The organism is Microbacterium enclense (assembly GCA_038182865.1).
GTDB lineage: Bacteria > Actinomycetota > Actinomycetes > Actinomycetales > Microbacteriaceae > Microbacterium > Microbacterium enclense_B.
The window spans coordinates 3,352,623-3,378,044 of the sequence record CP116226.1; the positions used below are offsets into that span (position 1 = coordinate 3,352,623).

Below are 25,422 nucleotides of genomic sequence, written 5' to 3' on the forward strand. Positions count from 1 at the left end.
TGGGGTGGCTAACGGGACTTGAACCCGCGGCCCCCGCGACCACAACGCGGTGCTCTACCAACTGAGCTATAGCCACCATGTGTCCGCCGCAGCGGACAACTGGACAATTATGTCATACGTCGCGCGCGAACGACGACACTGCCGAGGCTGCGACCGCCTTCGCCTCGTCGCTCGTCGGACCGGGCTGGGGGACGAAAACGGCCTCGCGGTAGTACGACAGTTCGCGGATGGATTCGAGGATGTCGGCCAGGGCCCGGTGTCCGCCGTTCTTCGCCGGAGCGTGGATGTACGCCCGCGGGTACCACCGGCGCGAAAGCTCCTTGATGCTCGAGACATCGACGTTGCGGTAGTGCAGCCAGCGGTCGACGCGCGGCATGTACTTGGCCAGGAACATCCGGTCGGTACCGATCGTGTTCCCGGCGAGAGGGGCTTTGCCTTCCACGGGGGCGAAACGCTGAATGTACTCGAGCGCTTGGAACTCGGCATCCGCAAGGCTGACCCCGTGAGGAATCTCCTCGAGAAGGCCCGACGATCGATGCATCTCGGTGACGAACTCACCCATGTTCTCGAGAGCGGAGGCGTCGGGCTTGATGACGATGTGGAAACCGGGGTCGAGCACAGTGAGCTCGAAGTCCGTGACCACGACGGCGATCTCGACCAACTCGTCGACCGCGAGGTCGAGGCCCGTCATCTCGCAGTCGATCCAGACGAGCCGGTCGTTTACAGAAGCGCCTACCATCCCTCCAGTCTAGTGAGGGGGTCCGACGCCGGAACGGAGTCCCCCAGACACGATTCGAACGTGTGACCGGCGGATTACAAGGCGGGCGTTTCGGGCGGCATCGTCACTCACGTCGAGTTCGGCCGGCGCACTCTCTCGGACTCGATCGCCTGACCGCTGCGGCGCCAGGCGCGAACATGCGACGGAGCCCGACGAAACCGCCGACCACGTCGCCGGCACTTGCTCGCTGGTGCAGCTCGTCGGTCAGGAACGTGGTGGGGGCACGGCTTACAGCGTTTCGGAATCCGCCGGTCGTGAAGTCTGCGTCGGTAAGCCAGCCCGCCACGACCATCCCCTCGACGGGATCGGCGCCGAACGCGCGCGCGATCGCGATGATGCCGTGGCACGGGGCCATGTCGGCGTTCAGCCAGCGGCCGACGGTTTGGTGGCTGACGCCGACCTGTCGGGCAATCTCCCGGTGGGATGCGCCGTCGGTCGCGTCGTCGAGCCACCGCCTCCAGGCAGTGATGATGACCAGCTCCTATCGGCGTAGGAGCCGCTTCGGGTGCGGTCCATACGCGGACCGGCATCCCCGCCTGCAGTCGCGGAATTCCGGCGTTCCAGGCTACCTAGGAGTACTGAGGTTCGGTCCGTTGACGGACCGATTCTCGTGTCGCTGCCGAGGTCTGGCTAGCTTCACTGGACCGATTCACGGGGCAGATACACGGAAGGAATCATGATGGGGGACGCAGTGCACCGACCCGAGCTGAGGGTCGTCGACGGGGGAGCAGACGAGCCAGCGGTAACAGCTCGAGGGCGGCTCACGCCAGACGAGCGGATCATCGCGCGACGTCGAGCGTGGCTGCTCGCCTCGAGCAGCACACAGAAGAGCATCCGCGAGCGCGAGATCGTCATTCGGGCGATGCTGCGGCGGACCGGGGCGACGCTCGTGGATGTCACGCGGGACGAGCTCGTGGCAGATCTAGCGCGGCCGGGGATCGCGGCGTCGACTCGGTCTCAATACAAGTCGACGATGTACGGATTCTTCACCTGGTTGCAGGAGGAGGGCGATCGCCCGGACAACCCAGCTGTGAGGTTGCCGCGCGTGAAGGTGCCGAAGCGGGAGCCGAACCCGTTCCCGACCGAGGACATTCAACGGCTCCTCGACTCGGGTATCTATCGCCGGATGCGGTTGTGGGTGCTGCTGTACGCGTACCAGGCGCTCCGTGCCGGCGAGATCGCCGCGGTGCGGGCGGACAAGGTCGACTGGGTCAATCGACGCATCCTCTCGTGGGAGGCGAAGGGGGGTCGCTTCGTGTGGCGCCCGATCCACGAGCTCGTGTGGCCGGAGCTCGAGCGCTACCGGGACATGAAGGGGTGGCTGTTCCCCACGAAGGCGGATGCCTCAAAGCATGTGTCAGCGGCGACTGTGAGCAACAGCATGTCGAAGGCGGTCAAGCGTGCCGGCATCATGCACCGGCCACACGATCTCCGCGCCTGGCACGCGACGGAGCTCATCGAGCTCGACGTCCCGACGGTGGTGGTCGCTCACTCGCTCCGACACGCTGACACGCAGACGGTCCAGAAGTACGTTCGCGTGAGCGATCCGACCCTGACGGCCGCGGTGACGCGGTTGCCGACCGTGACGGTTCCCGACAAGTCGGCTCGCCGGGTAGCGTAGAGCGGTCAGCCCCCGTAGCTCAGAGGATAGAGCAGCGGCTTTCTAATCCGTCGGTCGCGCGTTCGAATCGCGCCGGGGGCACCGACCGAGGAGATCCGCTGTACGCCTCGTAGACGCCCTAGAACGCCCCTTCGTGCACGCTGAGTGCGGGAGGGGCCTTCTAACGCGTTGTGAGCGGCGTCGGTGGCGCGACGGCGTGGAGGTCGTGGGACCGTCCCGGGCGCCTCGGCGGATGACGTAGCCTGTTGTCCTCTCGGCCGGGGAAAGGACACTCGGCCACCCGTGGGAACGAACAGACGCTACGCCGACGCGATCGACCGCCGCATGGGTGAGAAGATCCTGCTCAACATCTCGCGCGGCGGTCCGCTGCAGACGCTCACCCCCTCGGAGCTGCGCCTGAATGAGGTGCCGCTGACGATCGACCCCCGGCCTCGGCGCAAGGTCAAAGCGTGGGTGCGGTTCGGCAACATCCCGATCCGCGTCGACGCGCTCGTCTCGCGCTGGACACCGGATGCCGTCGGCATCGTCTTCACCGTCGAGGACATCGAGCACCGATGCTGGGTGTGGGTCGGGGCCGTCGAGAGCTAGGAGTGGTTGTCACCGCTGGGTTGGCGCGCAGGAGCGCTCGTGCAGTATCGGTGAGGGGGCTGAGCGTTCACCGCGGGTTCGGAAACTGGTGCTACCGTCCTGCTCGTGAGACGGACGATTCTCTGGGCTGTCGCGGCGGGAGTGGCGTTGCTGTGCGTGCCCCTGCTGTACAGCATCGGAGCGCTCTACGGGGTTGAGACTCTCGTGTGGGACCCTCTCTCCTCGACATTCACCTACCAGGAACGACCGGGCGGTTTCGCCGCCATCGTCACGACCATGGTGATGTGCGCGGCACTGCTCTCGTTCTCTCTCACCGGGATCAGCGTCGCGGTCGTCCGGCTGGTTCGGGGTCGCCTCCGCACGTCCCGATCGACCGCCTCGCCTCGTGCGTGAGCCGCGGGGTGGGTCCGCAAGATTTCCTTCGCGCCGTGCCACTGTGGGTCTCTTGCGCCGGTAGGCTGCGCTGGTGCCGTCAGACGACCTCGAGAACTCACCGCCCCTTCACCCTCGGGCGCTGCTGCAGCAGTGGGTCGATGACTTCCGTGCGCACGGATATCTCATTGCAGGGTCAGTGCACGTCGCGGAGCAGGACGGCTCAGACGGGCGCGACACGGGCCTAGTAGTGGTCCAGCTGCACGGCAAGAACGTGTCTATCTACATGGAGCCGACCGGTTACGACCAGCCGCTGTGGCAAGCAACACTCACCGCACGCCCAGAGGAGCAGACCTTCGGCGTTGCGGACCTCGCTCACCTGGCGGCCGAGCTCGTGGTCGCGGGGAATCTGTGCGCCTACCTGCAGTATCGGTCGCTGGAATGGGATCGCGAAAGCGGCCGCCGCGCCTGAGCGCGTTGTCAAGGTCCTCCCGCACAGCGTCACCGCCGAGCATCCTCGGCTCGCGAATGGACACCATCACCGCTTGCAGACCGCATTCCCGCGTCCCCCTCATGCACCGCCACTGCAAACTACCTTCGGAGGAGACACCGTGGGACGTCTGATCTATCAGGAACGAACGATCGTCGACATCGAGGATCGGCTTCTGTCACATCTGCGGATCGTGGTGATGAACAAACTCCGCAGGCAAGAGCCGTTCATGCTCAGCCTGCCGCACCCCGATCACGGTCACCTGAGCATCTGGATGCACCCGGCGACGCCGATCGTGATGCAGTTCTACGGCAGCCGCCCGCCCTCCATCGACAACCAACTCATCGAAGAGATGATGCAAGGAGCCAGCGGCCCGGATGGCCTGACCATCACCCTCGGACGTATTTGACGCCCGACGCGTCTGATCGCTCGGGGTGGGTGCGCTGATCCGCTCCCACCCCGAGCTATCTTGGAGGTTGCGAGCCGGAGGGTTTCGCCCCCCGCTCCGGGCCGCGACACGAACATACCGACCGAGGGACGCCGTCGCTGACGCTTGACACATTCATCCGTTTAGGTGTGTGTCAGAACAGACCCTCAGCATGCCACGCGATCACAGCGTCGAACGCGTCCCTGGTAGGTCGATCGGCTCGCTCGAACCACGCCGCCATCACAGCAGTTTCCTCATCCCAGAACCGACCACTCGGAGGGTCGAAGATCGCGCCCTCATCGTCGAAGTAGCCCCACCCCGTGTACGAACGACCGGGCATACACACCTCGAAACCACTGTCACGAGCCGATTCACCGCCGCCGATCAGCCGACGGACCCCAATGAGAAAACATCTCTGGGGCCCTTGTCAAGAACCCGAATCACGCAATCTTCCGCACCATACGATCACCGTCATGACGAAGAGCGACATCAGCGGAGCACAACTGTTCCAGTTCACGGTCCCGGCTTTGCTGTTGCTCCTGACGGTCGCCCTTGCCACCACCACACTGTGGCCGCTCGCCATCGCCACCGCACTCGCGAGCCTCGCGGCGGGTTTATGGGGACGTCAGATCCTCAAGAACGAGCAAGCCGACGAGGCCCTCGCGGCCGCCCGAGCCGACGAACTTCCCTGAGCTGCGACGGTCCGTTCTGCCGAGCCACGTCGGGCAGTGCCGCGCAGGTCTCGCGCTCCGATAGAGTCACGGTCGTGGGGGACATCTCAAGAAGAAGCCTGATCGTCGCGGGCGTGTGGTCCGCGCCCGTCGTTGCCGTAGCCATGGCGGTCCCGGCCGCCGCCGCATCAGGCGAAACCGCCGGCACGGTAAACGAGATCTACAGGTATCAGCAATTCGCGAACTCGGTGAACTGGACGTGGAACGCGACCAACGACACCAGTCAGAGCGCCGTCCTCACCGTCGTGTTCGACCTTGGACCGTTCACCTTCGGCGGCTGGCTCACCTCCGCGTGGTCCCGCAGCGTGAACACCTACGTCTCGAACGCAGCGGTCGCACCCAGTGCGCAGGTCGGAAACTGCACCATCGTGCTTCAGGCGCCATCCGGAACGTCCGGCACGGTAACGGCAACGGTCATGGCCGAGGGCGCACAACCACGCGTCCAGGCATTCGCGATCACCATCCCCTGACACCCGGGTCATTAGCCGGGCCCGGGTAGACCGTCCGGGCTAACGAGCTGCTGACCTCGTAGTAAAGCCAAGCACCAGAGCACCGAGCCCGACCACGACGACCGCTATCGAGACCATCATGCCTACCGCGTCCGCAGGCAGCATCGAGCACCCGACAGAAGCGTCCTCGTAGTCACAGGTTCGCCACGGTTGGAAGAAGTACACGACGGTCGCAACGCTCCCAACAACGGCAACCGCCGCACCAACGACCATCAATCGTGTACGCGACATCCGCTCAGGCTAGCGGAGGGCTGTGTGCGACGCGGATGGGTGGGAGTCTGGGTCAAGGCCTCGCCGGCGGACGTCTTGTTCGGCCATGCTCTGCGGTATGGAGAGAAATCCCTTCCTGCCGCCCATTCAGACGGTACTCACGCTCGCGGTCGGTGTCCCGTCTGTGATCATCCTCGCGGGCATCATTGTCGCCGTCGTGGTGGTTGTCCGTCATCGCCGGAGTCAGAAGTGAGTAGTGAGCACGACGCCGTATACGACGTGTCGAAGGTGAACGAGTTGAGCGATTTAGACCTCGCCGAGCGCCAGCGACGGATCGCCCAAATCGAACGCGCCCAGTTTCACGACAACCTCAACGCGACGACGTTCACAGCACACTCAGCACACCACCGTGATCCGGCTCTAGACGACGCCAGGTGGGCGGTCGAGAAAGAGATGAAGCGGCGCGGTATGTGGCCGCCTACTGCGGACGAGTGAGATCGGTCGAGCCGTCGGAGGAATCTCCATTGGCCCGACGCTCATGCGCTCGGCCCCACACAGTACGACGGGGCTTCTAGCTGGCAGGCCATACCTCAGACGCCGCGACGGGGTCCGGGAGATCGAAGCCGCCGACATGCCCGCGTTGCAGGGGCAGGTGCCTGAGGGGCACGCGCTCGTCACCGTGCGATTGGCCTAGGGTTTGAGGAGATTGGACACCCCATGGAATGGCAAGGTCTGGATGACGGCGGCGAGCTGACAGCGCGCCTTCGAGAACACTTCATTGGTCGCGTCTACGACCTGGGCTACATGATCGGCATGACGGGGCATCTACTCGATGCCCAGATCGCGCAGGCGGAGAATGAGCCGCTGAGCCGTCTCCCGTGGCGTCACGTCTTCGCGTCCGTTGAGCAAATCATCCTCAACGCCGGACGCATCTCCAGCCTGATCCGACCTACTCAAAAGGGAAAACCGGCGGTCCGAGCACTCCGAACAGCCCGCGCCGCGTTCATGCGAAGCGTCTTCGACGACGAATCGATGGAACCTGTCCACGACCGAACCGTACGCAACCGGATAGAGCATTACGACGAACGAATAGAGGACGCGATCGTGGCGGCCGAGCCGGGAGCGGGTTGGATGCAGGACTTCGTCGGCCCTGAGGACGGGATCCGCATCGTCGACTCGCCGCCACCCATTTGGAGCAGGCGATTCGACCCCCCTACAGGCGAATACGTTGCGGTTGACGAAACGGTGAACGTCCTCCAACTGCTGCATGCCACGAATGCGGTCTACAGGACAGCCGAGCAGTGGCTCGAGGCGCACGCGGCGCGCCCATAACGACGAAACGGCCCCCGGCGTCCCTTCGAAGAGGGACGCCGGGGGCGTTGAGAGTTGCCCGTGATCGCGAGCGCGCGCCCGCGGAGAGGCGCCGATCGGCCTTCTGTAAGATCGCGCCATGAGCGACACGGCCGTCATCGAGTGCATCAATTGCCGCAGACCACTTCCGGAGCCGGAGCTCGTTTTCGGTGACAGATGGTGGAGCACCTGTGAGTGCGGGTACCACGAGACCTTTTTCGACTTCGACGCGGCGGTCGCTCAGTCCGAAGGATCGCTCACTGTGGATGAAATTCTCGCGGCGTCTGAGAGAGCTCACCCGGAGTGGCCCTTCGACGGTCCACGCATGATCTCGGAGACCGTACTGCTCCTGTCTATTCCGCCTTCAACAGACCCTGCCGCGGAAGCTCGCGCGTTCTGGTTCGCCGGTTGGACGCAGTACCGCGCCGCGCTGCTGGGCTATGACGTGCTGCTTACCCGCCGGTATGACCGTTGGATGTCTGGTCTACTGGTCGTTGCGACTTTCGGACGATCAGTCACCTCCAGTCTGGACAGGATCCAGTCCCGAGTCCCGGAGTTTGTCACCTGGTACGACGTCGAAAAAACCCGTTTGATGAGAGACCCCGTGTGTCGATGGTTTTACGCGCTTCGCACCGATGGATTGAAGCGAGGCGAGCTGCCGTCGACCTACGGAGTGTCAGATCACACACGAGACGACGAGGAATGGCCCGTCACGCGGCAACTGCTCTGGAATGCGCCCGAGGGCTTTGTTGAGCCGACTCCGCAGCGACTAGCGCACCACTACCTTGAGCTTCTCTGGGACCTTCTCACACGGTCTAGCGACCCTGCAGGTGTCGGTCGAGGACCGCAAGAGCCTCAACCTCAGGCTCCGTGATGCCTTCGACCCACCCGTGAGTACGAGCCAGGAACGCCAAACTGTCGTCTCTTGGGTTGTCGAGGTTGATCAATTTGCGAACCGCCGAGGCGAGCAGCTCGATGTTCGGCTCGACTGCATGGCCCATGCGCGACATCGTACTCGGGCTCAGGGGACCAGCTCCGCCGGGTCGCTCATCGTGTCGCCGTAGTAGTACCCACCGACCGAGAGCGATGCGCTCCACGCGCGCTGGTCGCGGGCGACGACGTTGCCGTGCGTCAGGTCGGTGCCGGCGCTGAGGTCGGTGGCGCGAACGCGGCTGATAGCGATCGATGGGGCCCGGTTCTGCGTGGCGGAGTCCCACGCTCCCAGGTACAGCATGATCGTGCTCACCGCGGTCGAGAGCGTGAAGCCCTTCGCGGTGATCGCGACGTACTTCTCCGACGAATCTCCCGGCAGGGTCGTCCCGGTCAGCCCGAGGCGATCCGGCGCCGCTGTCGGGACGCCGCTCAGGGTGCCGCTCGCGGTGATACCCGTGTAGACCTTGGAGTTCGCGAGGCTCGCCGGCGTCTTGAGGCCGAAGAGCGGGTAGAGCGCCGGCGCCGTGGCGGTGTATCCGCGGGTCAGCTTGAACGCGAACACGAACGTGTACACGTGGGTGGGGTTGGCCTCGAAGTATGCCTTGAGCGCCGCGAGGATCTGCAGGCCCGCACCGGCTCCGAGACCTGTCGCGCCGCTCGAGGTGTTCGACTGCTTGGACACCATGATGTGCGGGCGCCCCTTTGCCGTGCGCTCGACGCGCCCGGACGCGGTCGACGCGAACGAGTTGAACAGGGTGGCGAAGCCGACGTCGCTGCCGGTGATCCGCTTGGCGGACGCTGCGGCGAGGTTGGGGATCTGCGTTCCCTCCCAGGTGCCGTCGGGGCGACCCGGATCCAGCAGGAGCAGGTCGCCGTCGGTGAGGGACGCGTCGGGTGCGAAGTTCGCGGTCGGGTTGAAACCGGGGAAGCGGGTGCGAACGGGGTTACGCGTGGCCAATGGTTGTCCCTTCTTAGAAGTGCTCAGACATGGTCAGGGAGCGACCGATGCGGGCGGGGTTGGTGCCGGTGGCGGTGACCACACTCAGCCATTGGAAGCCGTCGATCTTGGACACGTCGACGCGGATGTCGAAGCTGAGCGTCCCGTTGACCGAGCTGGACATGACCACCCGGCCGCCCGCCTCGTCGACGGTCGCGCCGGTGGCCTGGATGCCGAGGTAGGACGGCTTCACGCTCTGCCATCCCGGCATCGAGAACTGATACCCCGACGTGTGAGGGATGAGGATCTGCGGGACCAGCGCCCACTCCACCGTCGTCGGCTGCGGCGTCTTCGTGCCCGTGTACCGGCCGGAGAAGACGAGCAGATGCGAGTCCGAGCAGCGGAACCCGTTGGCGGGGATGAGGGTGCTGATTCCGTCGGATCCGTCGGCGGTGATCGTCTGATCCCACCGCTCGGAGAACAGGAGGTGCGGCTGTACGGTCATGCGGCGAGGTCCAGTTCGTCCTTGTAGCTCACGGTCAGGCGGGTGACGTAGATGCCGCCGCAGATGACCTCGAGCGCGTCGGTCAGGAGCTTGTAGCTGAAGAAGGGGTTGAACCCGCCGCGGAAGTTCGCTGCGGTGTTGTCGGCGCCGAACTGGATCGGTTCCTGCACGGCGGCGATACCGCGCAGGTCGATGGCGCGCCCGCCCATCTGCAGCTCGAGGTACTCCGCGTTCGTCCCGACGCGGGCGGTGAGGCGGCCGTACTGGAAGTTGGTCTTGTTCTCGTTGTAGCCGAGGACCAGACCCGACGCGCCACGGCTGGCGGGCACGTCGACCCACTGTATGGGGTTGCTCGCGGAGGAGCGGGCGCCGCGGAGCTGCCACCGCTCGGCGTTGACGTCGCCGGTGTCGGACTTCGCCAGTGCGGTGAAGTAGGCGCGCTCGGAGTTGTCCCAGGCTTGGTTGTCGATGCCGGCGCCGAACGAGTCCCACGACACCCGCTTCGTGGCTCCACCCGATGCGCTGGTCAGGTACTCCACGAACAGGGAGTAGTAGAACCCGAACGACACGATGGCGCCCTGCGTCAGCCCGGTGGTTGCGCGGGGCCGGGCGAGGCGCACGATCGCGTCGGTCGCGGTGCCCTGCCCGCGGATCTGTCCCGGGGCGGCGATGCGCAGGGCGCTGCCGCCGGGGTACTTGACCCGGCTGAGAGGCGATCGAATGTCCGGGCGGGATGCACCGTCGCTTCCGGCCTGGAACACCGGGGTCCAGTTGCCATAGTCGTTGGCGAAGTCCTCGGCGTAGATGATTTCGCCGCGGCGCACGAGCTGGCCGCCTTCGTCGGCGAGGATGTCCTCGACGGTGAAGGGGTGTCGTTCGCTCGATTTCCCGCCGAGCAGGAGGAGGCCGTGGTCAGGCATTGGTCATCTCGCCTTCGATGAGGTGGAGGCCGTCGGGCTGCTCGTGCAGCACGAAGCGACCGGCGGGAACGAGTTTGGCCAGGTCGCGGCCGGCGATGTACTTGTCGGCGGTGACGTGACCGCGGGAGATGTCGGAGCGCAGCGACGCTGGCACGACGCCCGTGATGGGGTCGTACTTGTCGGATACCTCGAGGAACGTGGGTCGCCCGTCGGCGGGCGTCAATTCCCGGGCCAGTGCCGCCCACGGCGTCGACTGCGGCGATCGCGCGGAGGAAGCCGACCGCTTGCAGGGCTGCGTTGGTGGGCTCGTCGGGGAGAGTAGTGCCCAGGTTCGGGTCGACGTACGGGGTGTCTGAGTTCCATCCCCACTTGTCCCCGTCGGGGAAGTAGTCCTGGCGCCCGTCGGTGCCGGTGCCTGTTGTCTGCACGAGCGCCTTGCTCGCGAGTTCCGCTGCGACGGCCTGCGCCGCGGTCTGCGACACGTAGGCGGCGAGGTTCGGATCTTCCGCCAGTGCGGCGGAGATGAGGACGGCGGCGATGCCTCGGAACGCGGCGTAGGTGGCGCTGTCCTCGTCGAGCACGAGCGATGCGGTGATGAGGTCGTTCGCGAAGGCGATCTGTGCTTTGGGAATCCAGCGGCCCATGTTCAGTCTCCCCACTCGAAGTAGTTGCGGACGCCCTCGATGGGCAGGGTGTTGGTGCGGTACCAGCCCGTGTAGGTCGACGGGAGGAGCACCTGCACGGGCTCGTCGTCGTTGGAGCCGGGGCTGCGTCCGGGGCCCACGAAGATCTGTGCGGGGTTGGTTGGGGCACGGACGAGGGCCGCGAGCTCACCGCCACCGGGCGGCACGCGCAGCTCCCAGCCCGGGTAGTCCCAGGGGATGTAATCGGCAATGGCCTGCCCGCCGAACGCGGTCGAGTAGGTGCCGGCGAATCGTTCGACCCGGACGTCGTACCAGACGTCTTCGCCGGTGATGAGCCAGAGCGAGTGAGTGTCTTGCAGCTCCACTTCGCCGGATCCGTCGTCCTGGAACGTGTCGACGACGATGGGTGGGCTGATGAAGAGCGTGTCGCCGCCGATGGCTGCGCCGTTGGGGATGAACAGCACCCGCAGGTGCAGGTCCGGTCGCGGCTTCCCGGCGAAGTCCTCCAGTTTGAAGGTGACGGTCTCAAGCGCCATGTGGGCCAGGCTCCTCTCAGCCGTCACCTGGGGTGACGGCACGCGGGTGCCGGCGCGGGGCGCCGGCGAGTGTTCGGGGAGAAGCAGATGGTGAAGGCGGCGATCGCCGTCATGGCGATCGCCGCCCACCGTCCGAGGTTGCGCACGTCAGTGGTTGTGTGCGCCGGGGTTGGGGAAGTTGGCCGGGTTGTGCGGGTCGAGCGCGGCCTGGTACTCCTCACGGGTGGTGGTGCTCGGGTCGGGGAGCTTCCAGGTGCCATCGGTGGCCTGCTCGAGCTGCACGGTGAGCTGCTGCTTGGCGCCGATGAAGATGGCGAGCAGGTTGGAGAGCGCTCCGAGCGCGAGGGAGAGGCCGAGCAGGACGGTGGCGTTGGTCTCGTCGTCGTAGAAGCCGAGCAGCACGAGGGCGGGGGAGACCGTCGCGGCGAGGGTGTAGATCGCCGCGCGGATGATTGCCCATCCGGCGCCGATGTCGCCCTTGCGGACGTTGACGAGGGACAGCACGGCGGAGAGGAACTGGAGGGCGGCGCCGACGATGATCAGTGCCTGTTCCCAGACGCCGGCGGTACCGAAGCCGAGGAGGATGGCGAGGGGCGCGAGGGCGCCGGCGAACAGCTGGATCGCCTGTCGGCGTTCCGGTGTGAAGATGAGAGCGAGGGCGTTCATGGAGTCCTTCCGGGACGGTCGGTTCCGTGTGCGTCGGGCAGCACGGGGAAGTCGGGCACGGTGAGGCCCGCCTTGATGGCGATGACGCGCACGGCGTGCGCGTGCTCGGTGACGATGCGGTTGCGGGTCTGCAGGTCGTGCAGCTCGTCTTCGCGGTCGGCCTTCTCGCGAGCGATGCGGTCGACCTCGGCGCGGCGTCTCTTCATGGATCCGGTGATGCCGTCGCGAACAGACTTGAAGATCTCGGTGCCGAGGACGCCACCCAGAACGAGGAGCGCAGCGCGTGTGAGCTCCTGAGCGGCCGGGTCCACTGCTACCTCCCGCGCGGTTCGAAGGTGTACCCCCGGATCTCCCAGAGGCGGTTCGCGCTGATGAGCCAGGCGAAGCCGAGGATCATCCCGGCCTGGGTGAGGCGGGACGATCCGGCAGGCCCCTGAGCGTGCAGGGTGAGCACGACTCCGAAGTAGATGAGTGCGCCGACGGCGACGGAGTAGATGCCGAGGCGCTCGAGCCACCACCAGCCCGGGAGGACGGCGACCGCTGCTGCGATCGCGCCGACGAGGATCGCGGCACCCCAGAGAGTCGTCAGGGTTGGACCGAGGGGCGTTTCGATCGACGTCGGCGGCCGCCACAGGGTCACGACCCCGATTGCGACGGCGATGAGGTAGCCCACGAGGTAGATGACTTTCGACACCCGCGGCTCGTGGATCCTCGACCAGGTGCGCGCGATCGCGCGGCCGACGACGAGGGTCAGCCACACGATCGCGCGCACCGCGGCCGCGGTGACCGCGCGGAGACGGGTCATGCCCAGCGGTCGCCCCACGGGACGCGGCCGGCGTCGACCTTGCGGCCGTCGTCGTAGAGACGCCAGCCGGGCTCGAGCAGACGGGTCTGCTCGTAGCTGATGCCGTGGGCCTCGACGACCTTGCGGAAGTCGTCCTTGCCGAGCTGGTTGACCCAGCGGCCGCCGGGGATGCCGACGGCGTTCAGGGCCGGGTAGACGTCGGGCATGAGGTGGGTGATGGCGCCGTCCCCGATGAGGAACGTGCGATCGAGGTGCTGGGAGTAGATAACGCGCATGTCGTCCTCCTCGGACGGGTTGACGGTGTCGGAGCCGACGGATGCCGGTCCGGCGAGGTTGGAGCGGATGAACTCGGCGGGGTCGATCTCGACGCCGTTGCGGTACACCTCGTGGTGGAGGTGCTTTCCGGTGGATCGGCCGGTGGTGCCCATGCGCGCGATGCGCTGACCCATGACGACGCGGGCGCCGTAGCCGACGTAGAAGCCGCCGGTGTCGATGTGGGCGTAGCCGCTGCCGATGCCGTCGCCGTGGTCCAGGCGGATGAAGTTGCCGTAGCCGCCGTTGTAACCGGCGAACGTGACGACTCCGTCGGCCATGGCGCAGATGTCATCGAAACCGGTCTGGTCCTGGCCGTAGTGGAACGAGTTCGTCCACCCGCCGGGGGTCCAGAAGGGCTCGCGGGGGCCGAAGCCGCCGCCGAGGTTGGGGGCGTCGCGGGATCCGTTGGGCCAGAGAACGTTCACGACCAGCTCGCAATCTCCGCGTAGGGCGGGGCCGTGCCGAGCTCGCCATTCACGAGCTCGACGACGTCGAATGTGTTCTCCTGTTCGGCGAGCCACGCGCCCTTGTCCTCGACGTAGTCGGGGGCGGGGTAGCGGACCTCGCACCACGGCCGTTCGCCCGCCGCAGCGAGCCCCTCGAGGAAGGTCGTGATCTCCTCGGTGGCCTTGTTGGGATCTCGGACGGTGTAGCGCTGGGTGGGAATGTCAGACACGGCGGTCTGCTCCTCTCGATAACGAAGCCGCCGGCACAGGTGCCGACGGCTTCACGGGTGGGTAGTGTGAGCGCATGAAACGTGGACTCGTCCCCGCCGGCCTGGCGGTGCTCGTGCTGGCGCTCTCCGGCTGCGTCAGCGTCCAAACGAGCGAGGAGCGGGTCGAGGTCACCCCCGGGGCGTCAGGGACGTACAGCGCCGGAGACACGACCGTCGTTGTGGAGCCGAGCGAGGCGCCCGCCACGCCGGTGGAGGTATCAGCGACTCCGACACCGCCGACGAAGGCGACGTCGGTACTCACAGCGATTCAGCTCACAGTCGCGAGCTACGGCGTGGACGTCATGGCCGACCAGATCAAGGCGGCTTCGGACTACGCCTGCGATCAGCTGGCTGCTGGCGCCGACGCGGACAACATCGTCGCGCTGACGGGCGAGATTCCTGAGGGCGCGAACCGTGACCTCGTAACCGCCGCAAAGAACGATTACTGCCCGATTCGTTAGGCGCCGTGGGCTGCCATCCAGGGCTCTGGGTCGACAGCGACTCCATCGATGCGCACCTCGAAGTGCAGGTGATCTCCGAAGCTGTTGCCGGTGTCACCAACGGGTCCCAACGGGCTGCCCTTCGAAGCAGCCTGGCCAACCGCCACGGTTGGCAGAGTGGCCATGTGGCCGTAGAGCGTCTCGACGATCGAGCCGTCTATCGTTCCGTGATTCAAGATCACGTAGTAGCCGTAACCATCATCGGCATTGCCGCCCGCGAACGTGACAACCCCGCGACCCGCGGCCGGGATGACGTGTCCGGTCACGTCCGGCCCAGCCATGTCCACACCGTCATGAGTCGGCCGGTCGGGCGGTCGGAATCCGTAGGTCTTCGTTGAGAGTGGGAACGGCCAGTCGAAGTCGCCAGCGCCCGGTCCTCCGACGCCGGGCGGCACCCTTCGGACTCGCCCGCTCTCTGTGTCGATGGCGAGCCAGTGGAGACCGTCTGTGCTCGTGGCGTTCTCGACCGCGCCAATGCTGATGCGAAGGCCGTCACCGTCGATCTGAACGACGTCGCCACCGTGCTGCAGCCTCGCGTAGTCGTCGCTGACCTGTGCGACGCTGTTCCCCTTGAACATCTGGATGGTGTCGTCGTCGGTGAAGACCTGGGCGCCGTTGGCGTACACGAGGGCTCCGCCCGAGGTGGTCGGGTCCATGGTCATGTTGCCGGCGATGATCTTGCCGGTGGCTCCGTCGATGACAACCTGGTTGGCGCCGGTGCCGACGTAGATCTTGCCGCCTTCCATGCGGATGTTCCCCATGGTGAGTGTGCCGGTACCGCCGTCGAGGATGATGGCGACGGGGCCTTCGCCGATCATGATGCGGCCGCCCCCGACGGGACTGATGAGGACGCCGCCGACGCGGATCACCCCGCCTCCGAGCACCTCCCAGTCGCCGGCGATTGACCCCGGCCCGGTCCACTCGAAGGTGCCCTCTCCCATGAGCCGTGCGCCGGCCTGCAGAAGCAGGAGGCCGCCGATGAAGCGGACCCGGCCGTCCTCGATGGAGGCCGACTCGAAGGGGTTCTCGCGGAGCAGTCCTTGGACGGCTTCGATGAGCCACTCGAGGGGAGAGTCGTTGACGTTGTAGACGCCCATTTACTGCAGCTCCAGGGTCGGGAACGGGTCGCGCACGGCGTGGGAGAGCGCGATGACGCGCCCGTTCTTCCATCCGGGCGGTTCGACCTCGTCGCCCATGTAGTAGGCGTTGATTCCCGTGCCGATGTCGATGCGGTCGTTGAGGTCGGGGTCCGCGAGCTGGTAGCGGTACTGCTTGATCGGCTCGCGGAACATGCGCAGCCGTTCCTTGGCTTGTGAGTCCGCCACGTCCTGGTCCTGGGTCGCTTTGATCGGGAACGACTTGTCGAGGAACGGGATCACACTGCCCTCGTCGGCGCCGATGGCGAGGCCGATCTTGGTGTCACTGCCGCGGCCCTGCGCCGTGCCCCACACGCCGGTGAGCTGCTGCTCGGCGTCGAGCTTGTAGCCGAAGCCGCGGATGGGGCTGCGCTTCGCGGAGGCGTGCACGGTGATGGTGTCGCCGGGGAGCTTCGGGTTGCCGATACGCAGCACGTCCTCGAGCCCGCCGTCGACGGGGGACCAGCGTGGGTAGAAGTGCGCCTCGGGGCCGTTCTCGCGGCTGTGGAGGTCGCGCATGAGGCTTTCGAGGGTGTCCAGGCGTGATCGCTTGATCGACTCGCTGAACGGGCCGCCCTCGAACCGTTCGGCCGGGTCGATGACCAGGCGCAGCGCCCAGCGGTATCCGCCGTTGATGAACGCGTACCAGGCGAACTCGCCCATCAGTCCGCGAAGCGAGCGTCCCTCCACGACGATGTCGGGCAGGTCGACCGGTCCGATTCCGAACAGGGCGCGCCGCGCCGCGATGAAACGGAAGTCAGCGTGCGCCACCTGCAGACGCCCGCTCGCGGAGTCCCAGTCGTGGTTGAGCACCCAGCCTGCGTACTTGGGACGCCCGTTCCACTCCGCCACGAACCGCATCCGCCACGGCTGGGTGATCTTCGCCCACGTTTCGCGGTTGATGAGCAGGTGTCGCTCGCGGACCATCAGCGTGTGTGTGCGTGCGCCGTCGACGCCGTTGACCTTCGATCGCCAGGAGCCCTCGGAGGGGTGCACGACAAGCTCGCGCCGGCCGGTGAGGGAGTCGACGAAGGAGTACCGGATTCGTGGGGTCACCGCGCCCCCTCCCTGTCAGTAGTAGCCCGGTCGCAGCTGCACCGACATCTGCCCGGCCCCGGACACGGGCACGAGGGACAGGGGTGTGTGGCCTTTCGGCATGTCCCAGACGTCGATGCGCGCCCCGTAGACGCCGGTTGCGACGACGCCGCCGCGCAGCAGCAGACCGTCGTTGTCCATGTCGATGACGTCGGGGCCGGGACCGGGGCTGGAGGTCACCTGGTACACGCGGCCGTACGGTCCCCGGATCTCGTACCCGCCGGGCATGGTGCCGGTGACGGTGATAATCGCCGGGGAGGGCGCCTCTCCGCTGTTCTCGACGAGGATCTCTGTGCCGACGACGGGGATGGTCATCTCCCCGCGGATGAGCTGTGACGGTGCCCGGTACCGGTGCAGGAAGTTCGCGCGGCGCGGGCTGGGGGTGGGTCTGAACTCCCACCCCCGGCCGCGGCGCACGTGCGTGCTGAGCGCCGTCCCGGCGCGGGTGCGCCAGTGGAACTCGGCGGAGGACTCGGGGGCGACGAGAAACGCGCCGGCCTTCCACTGCAGCCGCTCGAGCTCCGCAGCGGAACCCGCGTACACGATGCCCTTGAGCTCGATGATCCGGGGATCGTTCACGTCGTTGGGGAGGTCGAGCTGACCCTCTTGACGATCGCGCGGCATCTCGCGGGATGTCACGGATGCACCGTCCGTGATGCCGGAGATGCCGGTGACGAACCATCCGGTCGTGTAGTCCAGGCGCCGGCCGGTGTAGTCGATGTCGAGGATTCGGGCGGAGAATCCCGGTGCGGGTGCACGCCGCATCCGCCACCCCCTCCCTCGTCAGAACTGCTGGCTGGGCATCGCGTCGCGCACAGCGACCTCGACCGCCCGCTGAATGAGCGCGATGGTCTCGGCATCCGGGTTGCCGGTGATGGTGATGGGCACGGAGACCCTCACATCGGCGGGCGCGCCGGCAGGCTGTCGAGCGTTCAGCTCGCGCTGGATCGCGAGCGAGCGCGGCGAGTTGTCCATGGGGACGAACGCCTCCGGCACGTCGAAGCGATCACCTACGACCCGCCAGGTGTCCGCCGGCACGATCACCGCGGTCGCCGACATCGGAACGAGGTCGGGGATGCCGCCGCGTGCCATCGGCTGCACGATGCCGCCGTGGAAGCCGCGGCGTATCGACGTGGGATCGAGTGAGTCCGTGGCGACGTTCAGACGGACGGTCGAACCGTTGTAGGTGGTGATCAGCTGGTTGATGCTGTTCTCCGCCGCGGCGGTGTTCGCGGTGACCGCTGTTGTGATCATCTGCGGCAAGCTCGCGTACGAGCGGACGAGCTGCTCCGCATGCTCCCTCGTGAGGCCCATCTGTGTGAGCTGGTCGATGAGGGCCTGGGTCGTCGTGTCGTAGCGGGAGGTGAGTTCCTCCTGTCCCTCTCCGGCGCGGACGGCCGCGTTGAGCTCCTCCTGCAGCGCCCCGATCGAGCCGCGCAGCTGCCGCTCGAGCTGCGCACCGGAGTCCGTTGCGGACAGGTGCGCGAGGTCGAGCCCCTCGAGGGAGAGCTTCACGCCGTCGCTGGCGTAGCCGACGGTCGACACGGCGTCAGCCAGGCGGAGCGACGCGTCGTTGAGGAAGCCCATGGCGACCGCACCCTCGCCGAACTCGTTGACCTTGCCGCGCGCCACCTCGAGCCCGTCGAGAAGCTCCCCACGGATGGTGTCCGCGCTGGCCTTGGCCGAGTCGTCGAACTCGCGCATCCCATCGCGCAGGCCTTCCAGCTCCGAGGTGTCGGAGAGGGGCGCGATAGCTCTCTGGAGGGTGATCAGCATGTCGACCATGTCGGCGCCCGGTCCGGCGACGAACTCGCCGAACGCGATCGCACCGTCGGCGGCCGAGTTGACCATCGTCTCGCCCCAGTCGAATGCACCGTTGACGAGGTCGAGGAAGAACTGCGTCACGGGGCCGCGGTTCGCCGACACGAACTCGGCGACCTGGGAGAGCGGCTCAGCGAATCCGGCGGCGAGGGTGCCCTTGATGCCGTCGACGGCGACCTCGATGTTCCGCTCCGCCTGGGCGATGCGGGTGGCGTCGTTGTCGGCGATGGTGTCGAACATGCGCTGTGCGGCGCCCTCCACCTGGCCGATCTGATCGACGGCGGTGGAGAGGTCCATGCGGAACAGCGCGTCGCCGAGATCCTCAGCTTGCGTTCCGAACAGCGCGACGGCGGCCGCGTTGCGCTGCACCGGGTCTTCCATCTGACGCAGCTTCTCGAGTACTTCGCCGAGCCCTGCGGCGGCGTCGGGGCCGCCGCGGGCGATCTTGGCCGTCATGTCCGCCGCGTTGAGGCCGAGCAGCTCGAAGCCCTCCGCGGAGGTCTTGGAGGCATCCGTCGCGCGGATCTGGAACTCTTTGAGCGCGTCGGCGGCGAGGTCGGCGTTGCGCGCACCGCCCTGGAGGGCCTGGCTCATGAGACCGAGTGACTGCGGGCCGGATAGCCCGAGGCGGGCGAACAGTGCGGGGTACTCGGTGAGGGTGTCCAGGAGGTCGCCGGCACGGTTGAGTCCCTGCCGTTCGCCGGCGGCGATGAGGTCGAAGGCCTGCTTCGCGGAGCTGGCGACACCGGTGCTGAGCAGCGTCGCTGTGGCCTGCGCGACGGGCTGCACATCCTCGCGCATGATGTCGGCGATGCCGGCGAGACCCTCGATGGTCTTGCGTGCCTCGACGTTGGAGGAGTCGCCGTCGAGCAGCTGGAACTGCATCGCCAGGCGTGCGGTGTCCATGTTCGCTTCGACGGAGTCGCCGAACACGTTCGCGTACGCGGCGCCGGCGGCACGTCCGATGCGCAGCGCCGCGGCCGGGCTGATGCCGGTGAGCGCCTCAAGGCGGTCGAAGCCGACCTCCTGCTGGAGACCGTCCTGCACCGCGCCAGACACGGCCTTGCCGATCGCGACGCCGGCGAGGATGATGCCGCCGGCGACGGGGATGGCTGTGAGCGCGGAGATGAGCGAGTCCTCGACACCACCGCCGACGACGTCGCCGACGCGCTCACCGATGCCGCGCGTCGCCCCATCGAGGCTTCTGCCGAAGGATGCGCCCCCGCGTTCACCTGCGGCGCTGGTGGCGTCCTCGACCTTGTCGGCCAGCTGGTCGAGTTCCGCCTCTGCTTTCGCGGTGGAGGCGTCGACGTCGACCGAGGCGCGCAGGCCCTTGAGCCGCTCGGCTTGCTGCTCGAGACGCGAGAGGCTCGCCTCGGCGCGCTTCACGTCCGCGGATACCTCGAACCCACCCTCGGCGCGGATCGCGAGGTCTTCGACCTTCGCGCGTGCGCGCTCGAGCGCCTTGTCGGTGCGGGTGATGTCGGCGTCGAGCTGCAGCACCGCGCGCTCAGAGACGAGCTTGCGGGCCGCCTTCTCGACCCGGTCCATCCCGGCAAGGGCCTCACTCGACTCGACGTCGACCTTCACGGTCGCGTCGGTCTGCGCGGCCGCGGCCGCGAGCTGCTTGAACTCGCCCTTGCTGATGAGAGCGAGGCGGCGCGCAGCGTCGGCAGCGACGCCGTAGGAACGGACGAGGACGCCCTCGATCTCGCTGGCGCTCTTCTTGGTGGCGCGATCGGACACAAGGAAGTTGCGCACGAGCGACGTCGACATGTTCTTGGACGCGTCGGCGGCCTGCAGGAGGGCGGCGTCGAAGTCGCCGACAGCGGCCTCGACACGGTCCATCCCCGCCAGGGCGGCGGAGACGTCCGCGTCGACCTTCTGCACGACCGGCTTGGACTCGATGCGGTCGGCGGACTCCTTGACCTTCTGCTCGCCCTTGTCGACGCCGGTGGTGTTGGCGGTGTAGAGCACCTCGAGCTCGGCTGCGCGCAGACCGGCCATCCCGTCACCTCCGTTTCAGGATCTCCCGCAGCCGTGTGGGCGAGTCGAGGAGATCGAAGATGGCGGCGCGCACGCCGAGCCACGGCCCGGACAGCACCGCTTCGTCGTGCAGGTTGATACCGCGCGCCATCAGCTCGGCGACGACGAGACGCCAGTGCGTGACCAGAGCGAGCCAGGAGCCGTCGATGTCCGTCTGCGGGCGCGTGGCCTGCGCGAGCTGGGCGTCCTGCGCTTCGACGGGGACGCGGTAGTCCTCGTAGATGGGGACGTCGTTCACGTCGTAGTCGATGATCTCGCCGACGCCGTAGAGCCGCGCCCACTCGTGCGGGGTGAGCGCGCCTACGCTTTTGGGGCCGGCGCACCCGCTTCCGCGCTGACCCGTGGCGCCCAGAGCACCGTCGCGAGAGCGTCGGCGTACTCCTTGCCACGCGTCCAGTAGAAGATCGCGTAGTACTCCATGCGGTCGATGGTCTCGATCGCGACGTCGTCGTCCGTCATCTCCTGGGCCACCGGCCCGAGTCCGGGGCGCTCGACACCCCGGATGGTGTCGAGGATCTCGGTGATCTCGTCGGGGATTTCGCCTTTGACGATCCCGAGGTTGACCTCGGCGCGCACCGCGGCGGCGATGATCTTCCGCGCGCGACGCACGCTGGGGGCCGGAACCGAGTAGGTCCGGCCCCCAAGCGGCATCTTCAGGTCGGGCGCGACCCACTCCGAGAAGTCGACCGCGCTGGCCACTCTCAGGCGCCTCGGGTGTACGGCAGCGCGGTGGACGCGCCCGTGGCGTTCGTGACGACGATCGGGGCAGACCCAGCGTTGCCGGCGGGCAGAATCGCGACGATCTTCGTCGTGTCCACGATGGTGTAGCCGGTGGCGTTGGTGCCGCCGATCTTCACCCCGGCGGCGCCGGTGACCAGGGCGTTGCCCGACGAGTCGACGAAGCCGGTTCCGCGGATCGTCACCTGCTGACCTGCGCTCGCACCGGTCGGGGTGGCGCCGACGAGCAGGGGCACCGTCTCCGGCCAGCCCTGGAAGGGGTTCTCGATCGGCGTGTACGCGCCGACGCCCTCGAGGGTCCAGTTCCAGGTCTCGGTCTGCCCGTCGGGGGCGGTCTGCCCACGCTGGTAGGTAACGGTGACGAAGCCCTGGCCGGCGTCCTTGAGGTTGGGGGCACCCTTGGCCGGCTTGTGGAAGAACTGGATCTCGATCTCGGCGTCCTCGTCGATCGAGGTCGGCAGCGTGCGCTGGCGCAGCGCCTCGATCTCGGGCAGGTACTCGCCGGTGGTGCGGGAGCGGTTCACGAACGTCGAGAACGCGTGCGAGTGCGACCACGCGTCGACGGCGTTGTTCGCCGACCCCTGGTCGTCGTAGCTCATGGCGTTGCTCTTGGTGGGGGTGTGTCCCGGGGCGTAGCCGAACAGTCGACGGATGTCGATGAAGTTCGGCTGGGCGCCGCGCTCAGCGAGGTTGACGCGGACGCCGTACTCGTAGGACTTGCCGCGCACCGTTCCGGCGGGCAGCGGGATCTTGTTGTTCACGACGGAGACTCCTCGTTGTCGAAGATGATCAGGAGGTTGTCGGTGCGCTCTTCGCGACCGTTGGCGTCGGCCCCTTGGGGGTCGAACGAGATGCGGATGATCTGGCTGATGACGCCTTCGCGGAACAGGCCGCGGAGGAAGGTGTGTGCGACGTCGCCGAGGCGGTTGGCGCCGTTCGGGTCGCCGTTGCCGCCGCGTAAGCGCAGCTGCACGCGCCGCTGCTTGACGTCGGTGATGTCGTCGTCGGTGCCGCCGTAGACGCGGACACCGACGGCGCGGCGGGCGTCCGAGGGGATCGCTCCTTCGTGGAGCGTGACCTGGTCGGTCGAGTAGTCGTAGGAGCCCTCGTCGAGCCACGTCCACCCGTCGATCGAGCCGAGCTTCTCGACGAGCCAGCGGGTGAGCTCGGCGTCATCCACCGAGGTCGGCCTTGTGCTGCTCGGCGAGGACCACACCGATGTCGACCTGGTCGACCGCCGCCTCGGCGAACTTCGCCTGCCCGTTGGTGTGCTTGGCGTCGAGATCCTCGTTCGACCATCGCTTCACAGGTGAGGTGAACCCGACCTGGAGGGTGAGATCGTCGACGGTCGAGAAGCCGGTCTTGTCGGAGTCGCCGGTGTCGTCGGGGCTGAGCTCTTTCATGCGCTTGAGCACCTTGGTGCCGGCCTTGCGGAGGCCCTTCTCGATGGAGCGTTCGAGCTGGGTCTTGATGGGGTAGAACTTCGCCACGCGCGCTCCTTACTGCAGGAAGAGGATCAGGTGAGAGGGCAGCGGGGGCGCGTTCTCGTCGCGTTCGACGGCGATCACGCGGGCACGACGCTGGCCGGGCTTGCTCTTCCACACGGTCACGAATGACCCGATGGGCACGGCAGCGGCGAGGGGGACGGTGACCTGCGTGTTGGAGACCTGCTCGGTCGCGTCGGCCGCGACGATGAGCTTCTGCTGGTCTTTGATCTCGGCCTTCTTGAGTTCGCGTGCGGGTCCGAGGCGTGTGCCGGATCCGCCGCTGGGGAGGGCGTCCTCGACGATGACGGTGTGAGGCCACCAGAACGCGCTGTCCCAGCTCACTCGTAGGTCTCCCGCCAGAGCTTCGACAGGGGCCGTTCGGTGGGGAAGCTGCCGCGCGCGCCCGGGTACTCGGGCTCGGCGATACCGAACAGCCGGCGAAGGTCGGCGAGGTCGGGCCCCTGGAAGGCGTCGCCGATGTCGCGCAGCTTGATGTTGGTGCCGTTGCGGCCCATCGACTCCACGGCACCGGTGCCGGCCTCCGCGACGCGGCTGGCGACTCGGCGGAGGATCGCGATAGCCGTGCGCTTCTCGCGGCTGTTCTCGACGACCGTACGCAGCTGCGGGGCGACCTCGCAGGCGCGCAGGAGCAGCACCAGGCCGAGGTCTTCGTCGTCCGTGAATTCGCTTGTGTCGATGCCAGCGCTCATGATTTCTCCCTTGATGGGCGGCCCCCGAGCTGAGGGCTCGGGGGCCGCCGAGGGGCGTCAGGACTGCGCGGGCTTGGCCGCGGTCGCCTTCGCCGGGGTGGGCTTCTTCGCGGCCTCCGCCTGGGCGGCCTCGAGGGCGCTCTGTGCTGCGGTCAGCTCCTCGCGTTCCGCGTCGAGCTGTCGCCGCTCCGCTTCGACCTCTTCCCGTGCGGCGACGACCTTCTGCGCTTCCGCCTCGACGGCGCGGCGTGCGACATCGAGCTCGGCCGCGTCCGCTTCCCGCTCGCGCTGAACGAGGAGGTCCACGTCGGCGCGGGTGAGGATCTGTTCGCCCTCACCGCCGACGGCGGGTGCGGGGATGATCTCGTCCGGCGCCGGCTCGATCAGCTCGAGCTCGAGCAGGCGGGCGATCTCCGCGTCCTCGATGGACGCCGGCAGGAGTCGGCCCTTTCGGAGGTAGGCCTCCCCGCCCTGCGCGCCGGGGATGCGGGCGACGATGCGGGCGGCGGTGACGATGTAGCGCTTCTTGGTGGCCATCAGAGCCCCGTTCCGGTGATCGCGTAGGCGGCGGTCGCGTCGGTGACGACGGGGACCGTGATGCGGCGTGCGCGGACGAGGTAGCCCTCGAAGTCCTTGTCCTCGCGCAGCGACTTGGTCTCGATGCCGTCGCCGGCCGAGGTGTAGCCGGGGCTGACGTCGGTCTGGTCCGCCATGCCGCCGAGCTCGTCGGTGTCGACGAACAGGGGCGCGGCGGTCGGGGTGTGGGAGGAGCGCAGCCAGGTGGTGTCGAGGACGGTGGGCCACGTTCCGGTGAGCAGGGGGTTGTTCTGCTCCCGGGGGAGCAGGCCTGCGGCGAGGAAGGTGGCCATGACGCTGGCGTACGCCGTCGGCTTGAGGACGATGGTGTCGAGGGTGTGTCCTTCGCCGGACTCCTCGGCGATCGCCTTGGTCATCTCGATCGAGCGGACGATGCCGTCGACCGTGGTCCACGAACCGATCGCGTTGATGGACTGGCTGACCTTGGATGCGATGACGCCGAGGGCTGCGGAGTCGACGTAGCGGACCATCGTGTTCACGAGCTGGTTGATGGTCTTGTTGACGACGTCGATGCCGCGCCGCTTGATCGACTCATCGAAGATGGGCACGTCGCGCGCGAGCTTCTCGACGGCCGCGCCGGCGAGGTCGCCGGTGTAGACCTGGGAGCGGGGGATCTCACCACCGGGGGCGACCACTTCGGGGTCGTCCGCCGCGAACAACGGTTCGCCGCCCTCGTAGAGGATGGCTCCGCCTTCGACGCGCAGGCGGGCCTTGAGGAGGGCGTTGGCGATGAACCGCTGAGCGGCGATGTCGCGGACGCGGCGGGCGAAGAGGGTCTTGGAGAGCAGGAACGCGTGGATCTGCTCGGAGGTGAGGTTCTCGGTACCCGTGACCGCGGGGGTGGGGTAGGTGAGGGAGCTGGCCATGTGAAATCTCCTTGTCAGTCCAGCGCGACGTGGATCAGCTGATCCGCGGCGGTGGTGGTCGTGATGGTGAGGCCGATGCCGTTCTCGCCTGCGGCGACGGCGACGGCCTTGCCAGCCGCTGCGGGCTTGATGCGGGTGCCGGCGGCAATCGCGGCACCCGCGACGAGCTTCTGGACGCCGCCTCGCAGGACGAGCACGTCGTCGCCGGCCTTCGCGTCGGTGCCGGCGGCACCGAAGGTCTTGACGGATCCGGCCTGGGTGTGGGCGACCGCCCGGGGGCCGGTGATCTCGACGAGGCGGCCTCCGATGACGTCGGCACTGGCGGTGCAGGTGATGCTGGCGCCGGGGGCGAAGGTGTGGATGTGGGTGGTCAC

36 protein-coding genes and 2 tRNA genes are annotated in these 25,422 nt (G+C 67.3%); 12 read left to right on the forward strand and 26 right to left on the reverse strand.

All coding sequences use genetic code 11. The annotated features are described in order from the left end of the window. Nucleotides 1-76, reverse strand: a tRNA-His gene (locus tag PIR02_15795). Nucleotides 77-112: 36 nt separating this feature from the next. Beyond that, nucleotides 113-739 (reverse strand): oligoribonuclease, encoded by a 627-nt coding sequence (orn, locus tag PIR02_15800; protein WZH36211.1) that lies wholly within the window; start codon nucleotides 737-739, stop codon nucleotides 113-115. A gap of 718 nt (nucleotides 740-1,457) precedes the next feature. On the opposite strand from orn, the gene PIR02_15805 reads away from it, so the two are divergent. From PIR02_15805 to PIR02_15855, 11 genes are all read left to right on the forward strand, one after another. Then, nucleotides 1,458-2,399, forward strand: a complete 942-nt coding sequence (locus PIR02_15805; GenBank protein WZH36212.1) for a site-specific integrase — start codon at nucleotides 1,458-1,460, stop codon at nucleotides 2,397-2,399. Between the two features lie 8 nt (nucleotides 2,400-2,407). Next, nucleotides 2,408-2,480, forward strand: a tRNA-Arg gene (locus PIR02_15810). Between the two features lie 201 nt (nucleotides 2,481-2,681). After that, on the forward strand, nucleotides 2,682-2,987 hold the full coding sequence (locus PIR02_15815; GenBank protein WZH36213.1) for a hypothetical protein: 306 nt from the start codon (nucleotides 2,682-2,684) through the stop codon (nucleotides 2,985-2,987). A 105-nt stretch (nucleotides 2,988-3,092) separates the two neighbouring features. After that, nucleotides 3,093-3,380 (forward strand): hypothetical protein, encoded by a 288-nt coding sequence (locus tag PIR02_15820; GenBank protein ID WZH36214.1) that lies wholly within the window; start codon nucleotides 3,093-3,095, stop codon nucleotides 3,378-3,380. 73 nt (nucleotides 3,381-3,453) lie between these two features. Next, nucleotides 3,454-3,831 carry a hypothetical protein gene (locus PIR02_15825; protein WZH36215.1) on the forward strand — a complete coding sequence of 126 codons (378 nt, stop codon included), beginning with the start codon at nucleotides 3,454-3,456 and terminating at the stop codon, nucleotides 3,829-3,831. 139 nt (nucleotides 3,832-3,970) lie between these two features. Next, on the forward strand, nucleotides 3,971-4,258 hold the full coding sequence (locus PIR02_15830) for an ATP-dependent DNA ligase (GenBank protein ID WZH36216.1): 288 nt from the start codon (nucleotides 3,971-3,973) through the stop codon (nucleotides 4,256-4,258). Between the two features lie 491 nt (nucleotides 4,259-4,749). Next, complete coding sequence (locus PIR02_15835) at nucleotides 4,750-4,968, forward strand: hypothetical protein (protein WZH36217.1); 219 nt, start codon at nucleotides 4,750-4,752, stop codon at nucleotides 4,966-4,968. 74 nt (nucleotides 4,969-5,042) lie between these two features. Then, nucleotides 5,043-5,477, forward strand: coding sequence for a hypothetical protein (locus PIR02_15840; protein ID WZH36218.1), 435 nt, complete (start codon nucleotides 5,043-5,045; stop codon nucleotides 5,475-5,477). Between the two features lie 498 nt (nucleotides 5,478-5,975). Further along, nucleotides 5,976-6,221, forward strand: coding sequence for a hypothetical protein (locus PIR02_15845; protein WZH36219.1), 246 nt, complete (start codon nucleotides 5,976-5,978; stop codon nucleotides 6,219-6,221). 222 nt (nucleotides 6,222-6,443) lie between these two features. After that, complete coding sequence (locus tag PIR02_15850) at nucleotides 6,444-7,058, forward strand: hypothetical protein (GenBank protein WZH36220.1); 615 nt, start codon at nucleotides 6,444-6,446, stop codon at nucleotides 7,056-7,058. Nucleotides 7,059-7,176: 118 nt separating this feature from the next. Further along, entirely contained in the window at nucleotides 7,177-7,950 is a 774-nt protein-coding gene (locus tag PIR02_15855) for a hypothetical protein (GenBank protein ID WZH36221.1), read from the forward strand. A 147-nt stretch (nucleotides 7,951-8,097) separates the two neighbouring features. Here the strand turns inward: PIR02_15855 and PIR02_15860 are convergent, their stop codons facing one another. From PIR02_15860 to PIR02_15905, 10 genes are all read right to left on the reverse strand, one after another. Further along, nucleotides 8,098-8,967 (reverse strand): hypothetical protein, encoded by an 870-nt coding sequence (locus PIR02_15860; GenBank protein WZH36222.1) that lies wholly within the window; start codon nucleotides 8,965-8,967, stop codon nucleotides 8,098-8,100. Between the two features lie 13 nt (nucleotides 8,968-8,980). Further along, a complete protein-coding gene (locus PIR02_15865) occupies nucleotides 8,981-9,451 on the reverse strand; it encodes a hypothetical protein (protein WZH36223.1) in 471 nt (156 codons plus the stop codon). Next, the gene (locus tag PIR02_15870) at nucleotides 9,448-10,371 is read right to left on the reverse strand and encodes a hypothetical protein (protein WZH36224.1); all 924 of its coding nucleotides are present in this window, start codon (nucleotides 10,369-10,371) and stop codon (nucleotides 9,448-9,450) included. Before PIR02_15870 ends, PIR02_15865 begins: the two co-directional genes overlap by 4 nt. Continuing rightward, nucleotides 10,364-10,594, reverse strand: a complete 231-nt coding sequence (locus tag PIR02_15875) for a hypothetical protein (protein ID WZH36225.1) — start codon at nucleotides 10,592-10,594, stop codon at nucleotides 10,364-10,366. The genes PIR02_15870 and PIR02_15875 overlap by 8 nt, the downstream gene beginning before the upstream one ends. 423 nt (nucleotides 10,595-11,017) lie before the next feature. Continuing rightward, nucleotides 11,018-11,551 carry a hypothetical protein gene (locus PIR02_15880; GenBank protein WZH36226.1) on the reverse strand — a complete coding sequence of 178 codons (534 nt, stop codon included), beginning with the start codon at nucleotides 11,549-11,551 and terminating at the stop codon, nucleotides 11,018-11,020. A 147-nt stretch (nucleotides 11,552-11,698) separates the two neighbouring features. Next, on the reverse strand, nucleotides 11,699-12,217 hold the full coding sequence (locus PIR02_15885; protein ID WZH36227.1) for a hypothetical protein: 519 nt from the start codon (nucleotides 12,215-12,217) through the stop codon (nucleotides 11,699-11,701). Continuing rightward, nucleotides 12,214-12,528 (reverse strand): hypothetical protein, encoded by a 315-nt coding sequence (locus tag PIR02_15890; protein ID WZH36228.1) that lies wholly within the window; start codon nucleotides 12,526-12,528, stop codon nucleotides 12,214-12,216. Before PIR02_15890 ends, PIR02_15885 begins: the two co-directional genes overlap by 4 nt. 2 nt (nucleotides 12,529-12,530) lie before the next feature. After that, complete coding sequence (locus tag PIR02_15895) at nucleotides 12,531-13,022, reverse strand: hypothetical protein (protein WZH36229.1); 492 nt, start codon at nucleotides 13,020-13,022, stop codon at nucleotides 12,531-12,533. After that, on the reverse strand, nucleotides 13,019-13,762 hold the full coding sequence (locus tag PIR02_15900; protein WZH36230.1) for a M23 family metallopeptidase: 744 nt from the start codon (nucleotides 13,760-13,762) through the stop codon (nucleotides 13,019-13,021). Before PIR02_15900 ends, PIR02_15895 begins: the two co-directional genes overlap by 4 nt. Further along, nucleotides 13,759-14,013, reverse strand: coding sequence for a hypothetical protein (locus tag PIR02_15905; GenBank protein WZH36231.1), 255 nt, complete (start codon nucleotides 14,011-14,013; stop codon nucleotides 13,759-13,761). Before PIR02_15905 ends, PIR02_15900 begins: the two co-directional genes overlap by 4 nt. A gap of 74 nt (nucleotides 14,014-14,087) precedes the next feature. Between PIR02_15905 and PIR02_15910 the strand changes: the two genes are divergently transcribed. Then, nucleotides 14,088-14,513 carry a hypothetical protein gene (locus PIR02_15910; GenBank protein ID WZH36232.1) on the forward strand — a complete coding sequence of 142 codons (426 nt, stop codon included), beginning with the start codon at nucleotides 14,088-14,090 and terminating at the stop codon, nucleotides 14,511-14,513. On the opposite strand, the gene PIR02_15915 is transcribed toward PIR02_15910, so the two are convergent. The 14 genes from PIR02_15915 to PIR02_15980 form a co-directional block, all read right to left on the reverse strand. Then, the gene (locus PIR02_15915) at nucleotides 14,510-15,649 is read right to left on the reverse strand and encodes a M23 family metallopeptidase (GenBank protein ID WZH36233.1); all 1,140 of its coding nucleotides are present in this window, start codon (nucleotides 15,647-15,649) and stop codon (nucleotides 14,510-14,512) included. The genes PIR02_15910 and PIR02_15915 overlap by 4 nt on opposite strands. Continuing rightward, nucleotides 15,650-16,744 carry a hypothetical protein gene (locus PIR02_15920; GenBank protein WZH36234.1) on the reverse strand — a complete coding sequence of 365 codons (1,095 nt, stop codon included), beginning with the start codon at nucleotides 16,742-16,744 and terminating at the stop codon, nucleotides 15,650-15,652. It lies immediately after the preceding gene. 15 nt (nucleotides 16,745-16,759) lie between these two features. Further along, nucleotides 16,760-17,548, reverse strand: coding sequence for a hypothetical protein (locus PIR02_15925; protein WZH36235.1), 789 nt, complete (start codon nucleotides 17,546-17,548; stop codon nucleotides 16,760-16,762). An 18-nt stretch (nucleotides 17,549-17,566) separates the two neighbouring features. Next, a complete protein-coding gene (locus PIR02_15930; protein WZH36236.1) occupies nucleotides 17,567-20,611 on the reverse strand; it encodes a phage tail tape measure protein in 3,045 nt (1,014 codons plus the stop codon). A gap of 4 nt (nucleotides 20,612-20,615) precedes the next feature. Beyond that, the gene (locus tag PIR02_15935; protein ID WZH36237.1) at nucleotides 20,616-20,888 is read right to left on the reverse strand and encodes a hypothetical protein; all 273 of its coding nucleotides are present in this window, start codon (nucleotides 20,886-20,888) and stop codon (nucleotides 20,616-20,618) included. A 62-nt stretch (nucleotides 20,889-20,950) separates the two neighbouring features. After that, on the reverse strand, nucleotides 20,951-21,349 hold the full coding sequence (locus PIR02_15940; GenBank protein WZH36238.1) for a hypothetical protein: 399 nt from the start codon (nucleotides 21,347-21,349) through the stop codon (nucleotides 20,951-20,953). 2 nt (nucleotides 21,350-21,351) lie between these two features. Beyond that, entirely contained in the window at nucleotides 21,352-22,149 is a 798-nt protein-coding gene (locus PIR02_15945) for an IPT/TIG domain-containing protein (protein WZH36239.1), read from the reverse strand. Then, nucleotides 22,146-22,568: a minor capsid protein gene (locus PIR02_15950; protein WZH36240.1), complete on the reverse strand. Its 423-nt coding sequence runs from the start codon at nucleotides 22,566-22,568 to the stop codon at nucleotides 22,146-22,148. The genes PIR02_15945 and PIR02_15950 overlap by 4 nt, the downstream gene beginning before the upstream one ends. After that, the gene (locus PIR02_15955) at nucleotides 22,561-22,878 is read right to left on the reverse strand and encodes a hypothetical protein (GenBank protein WZH36241.1); all 318 of its coding nucleotides are present in this window, start codon (nucleotides 22,876-22,878) and stop codon (nucleotides 22,561-22,563) included. The genes PIR02_15950 and PIR02_15955 overlap by 8 nt, the downstream gene beginning before the upstream one ends. Nucleotides 22,879-22,887: 9 nt before the next feature. Next, entirely contained in the window at nucleotides 22,888-23,217 is a 330-nt protein-coding gene (locus PIR02_15960; GenBank protein ID WZH36242.1) for a hypothetical protein, read from the reverse strand. After that, nucleotides 23,214-23,585, reverse strand: a complete 372-nt coding sequence (locus PIR02_15965) for a hypothetical protein (GenBank protein WZH36243.1) — start codon at nucleotides 23,583-23,585, stop codon at nucleotides 23,214-23,216. The genes PIR02_15960 and PIR02_15965 overlap by 4 nt, the downstream gene beginning before the upstream one ends. A gap of 57 nt (nucleotides 23,586-23,642) precedes the next feature. Continuing rightward, nucleotides 23,643-24,122, reverse strand: coding sequence for a hypothetical protein (locus tag PIR02_15970; protein ID WZH36244.1), 480 nt, complete (start codon nucleotides 24,120-24,122; stop codon nucleotides 23,643-23,645). After that, nucleotides 24,122-25,048 carry a hypothetical protein gene (locus PIR02_15975; protein WZH36245.1) on the reverse strand — a complete coding sequence of 309 codons (927 nt, stop codon included), beginning with the start codon at nucleotides 25,046-25,048 and terminating at the stop codon, nucleotides 24,122-24,124. Before PIR02_15975 ends, PIR02_15970 begins: the two co-directional genes overlap by 1 nt. Nucleotides 25,049-25,062: 14 nt before the next feature. After that, complete coding sequence (locus tag PIR02_15980) at nucleotides 25,063-25,422, reverse strand: DUF2190 family protein (GenBank protein ID WZH36246.1); 360 nt, start codon at nucleotides 25,420-25,422, stop codon at nucleotides 25,063-25,065.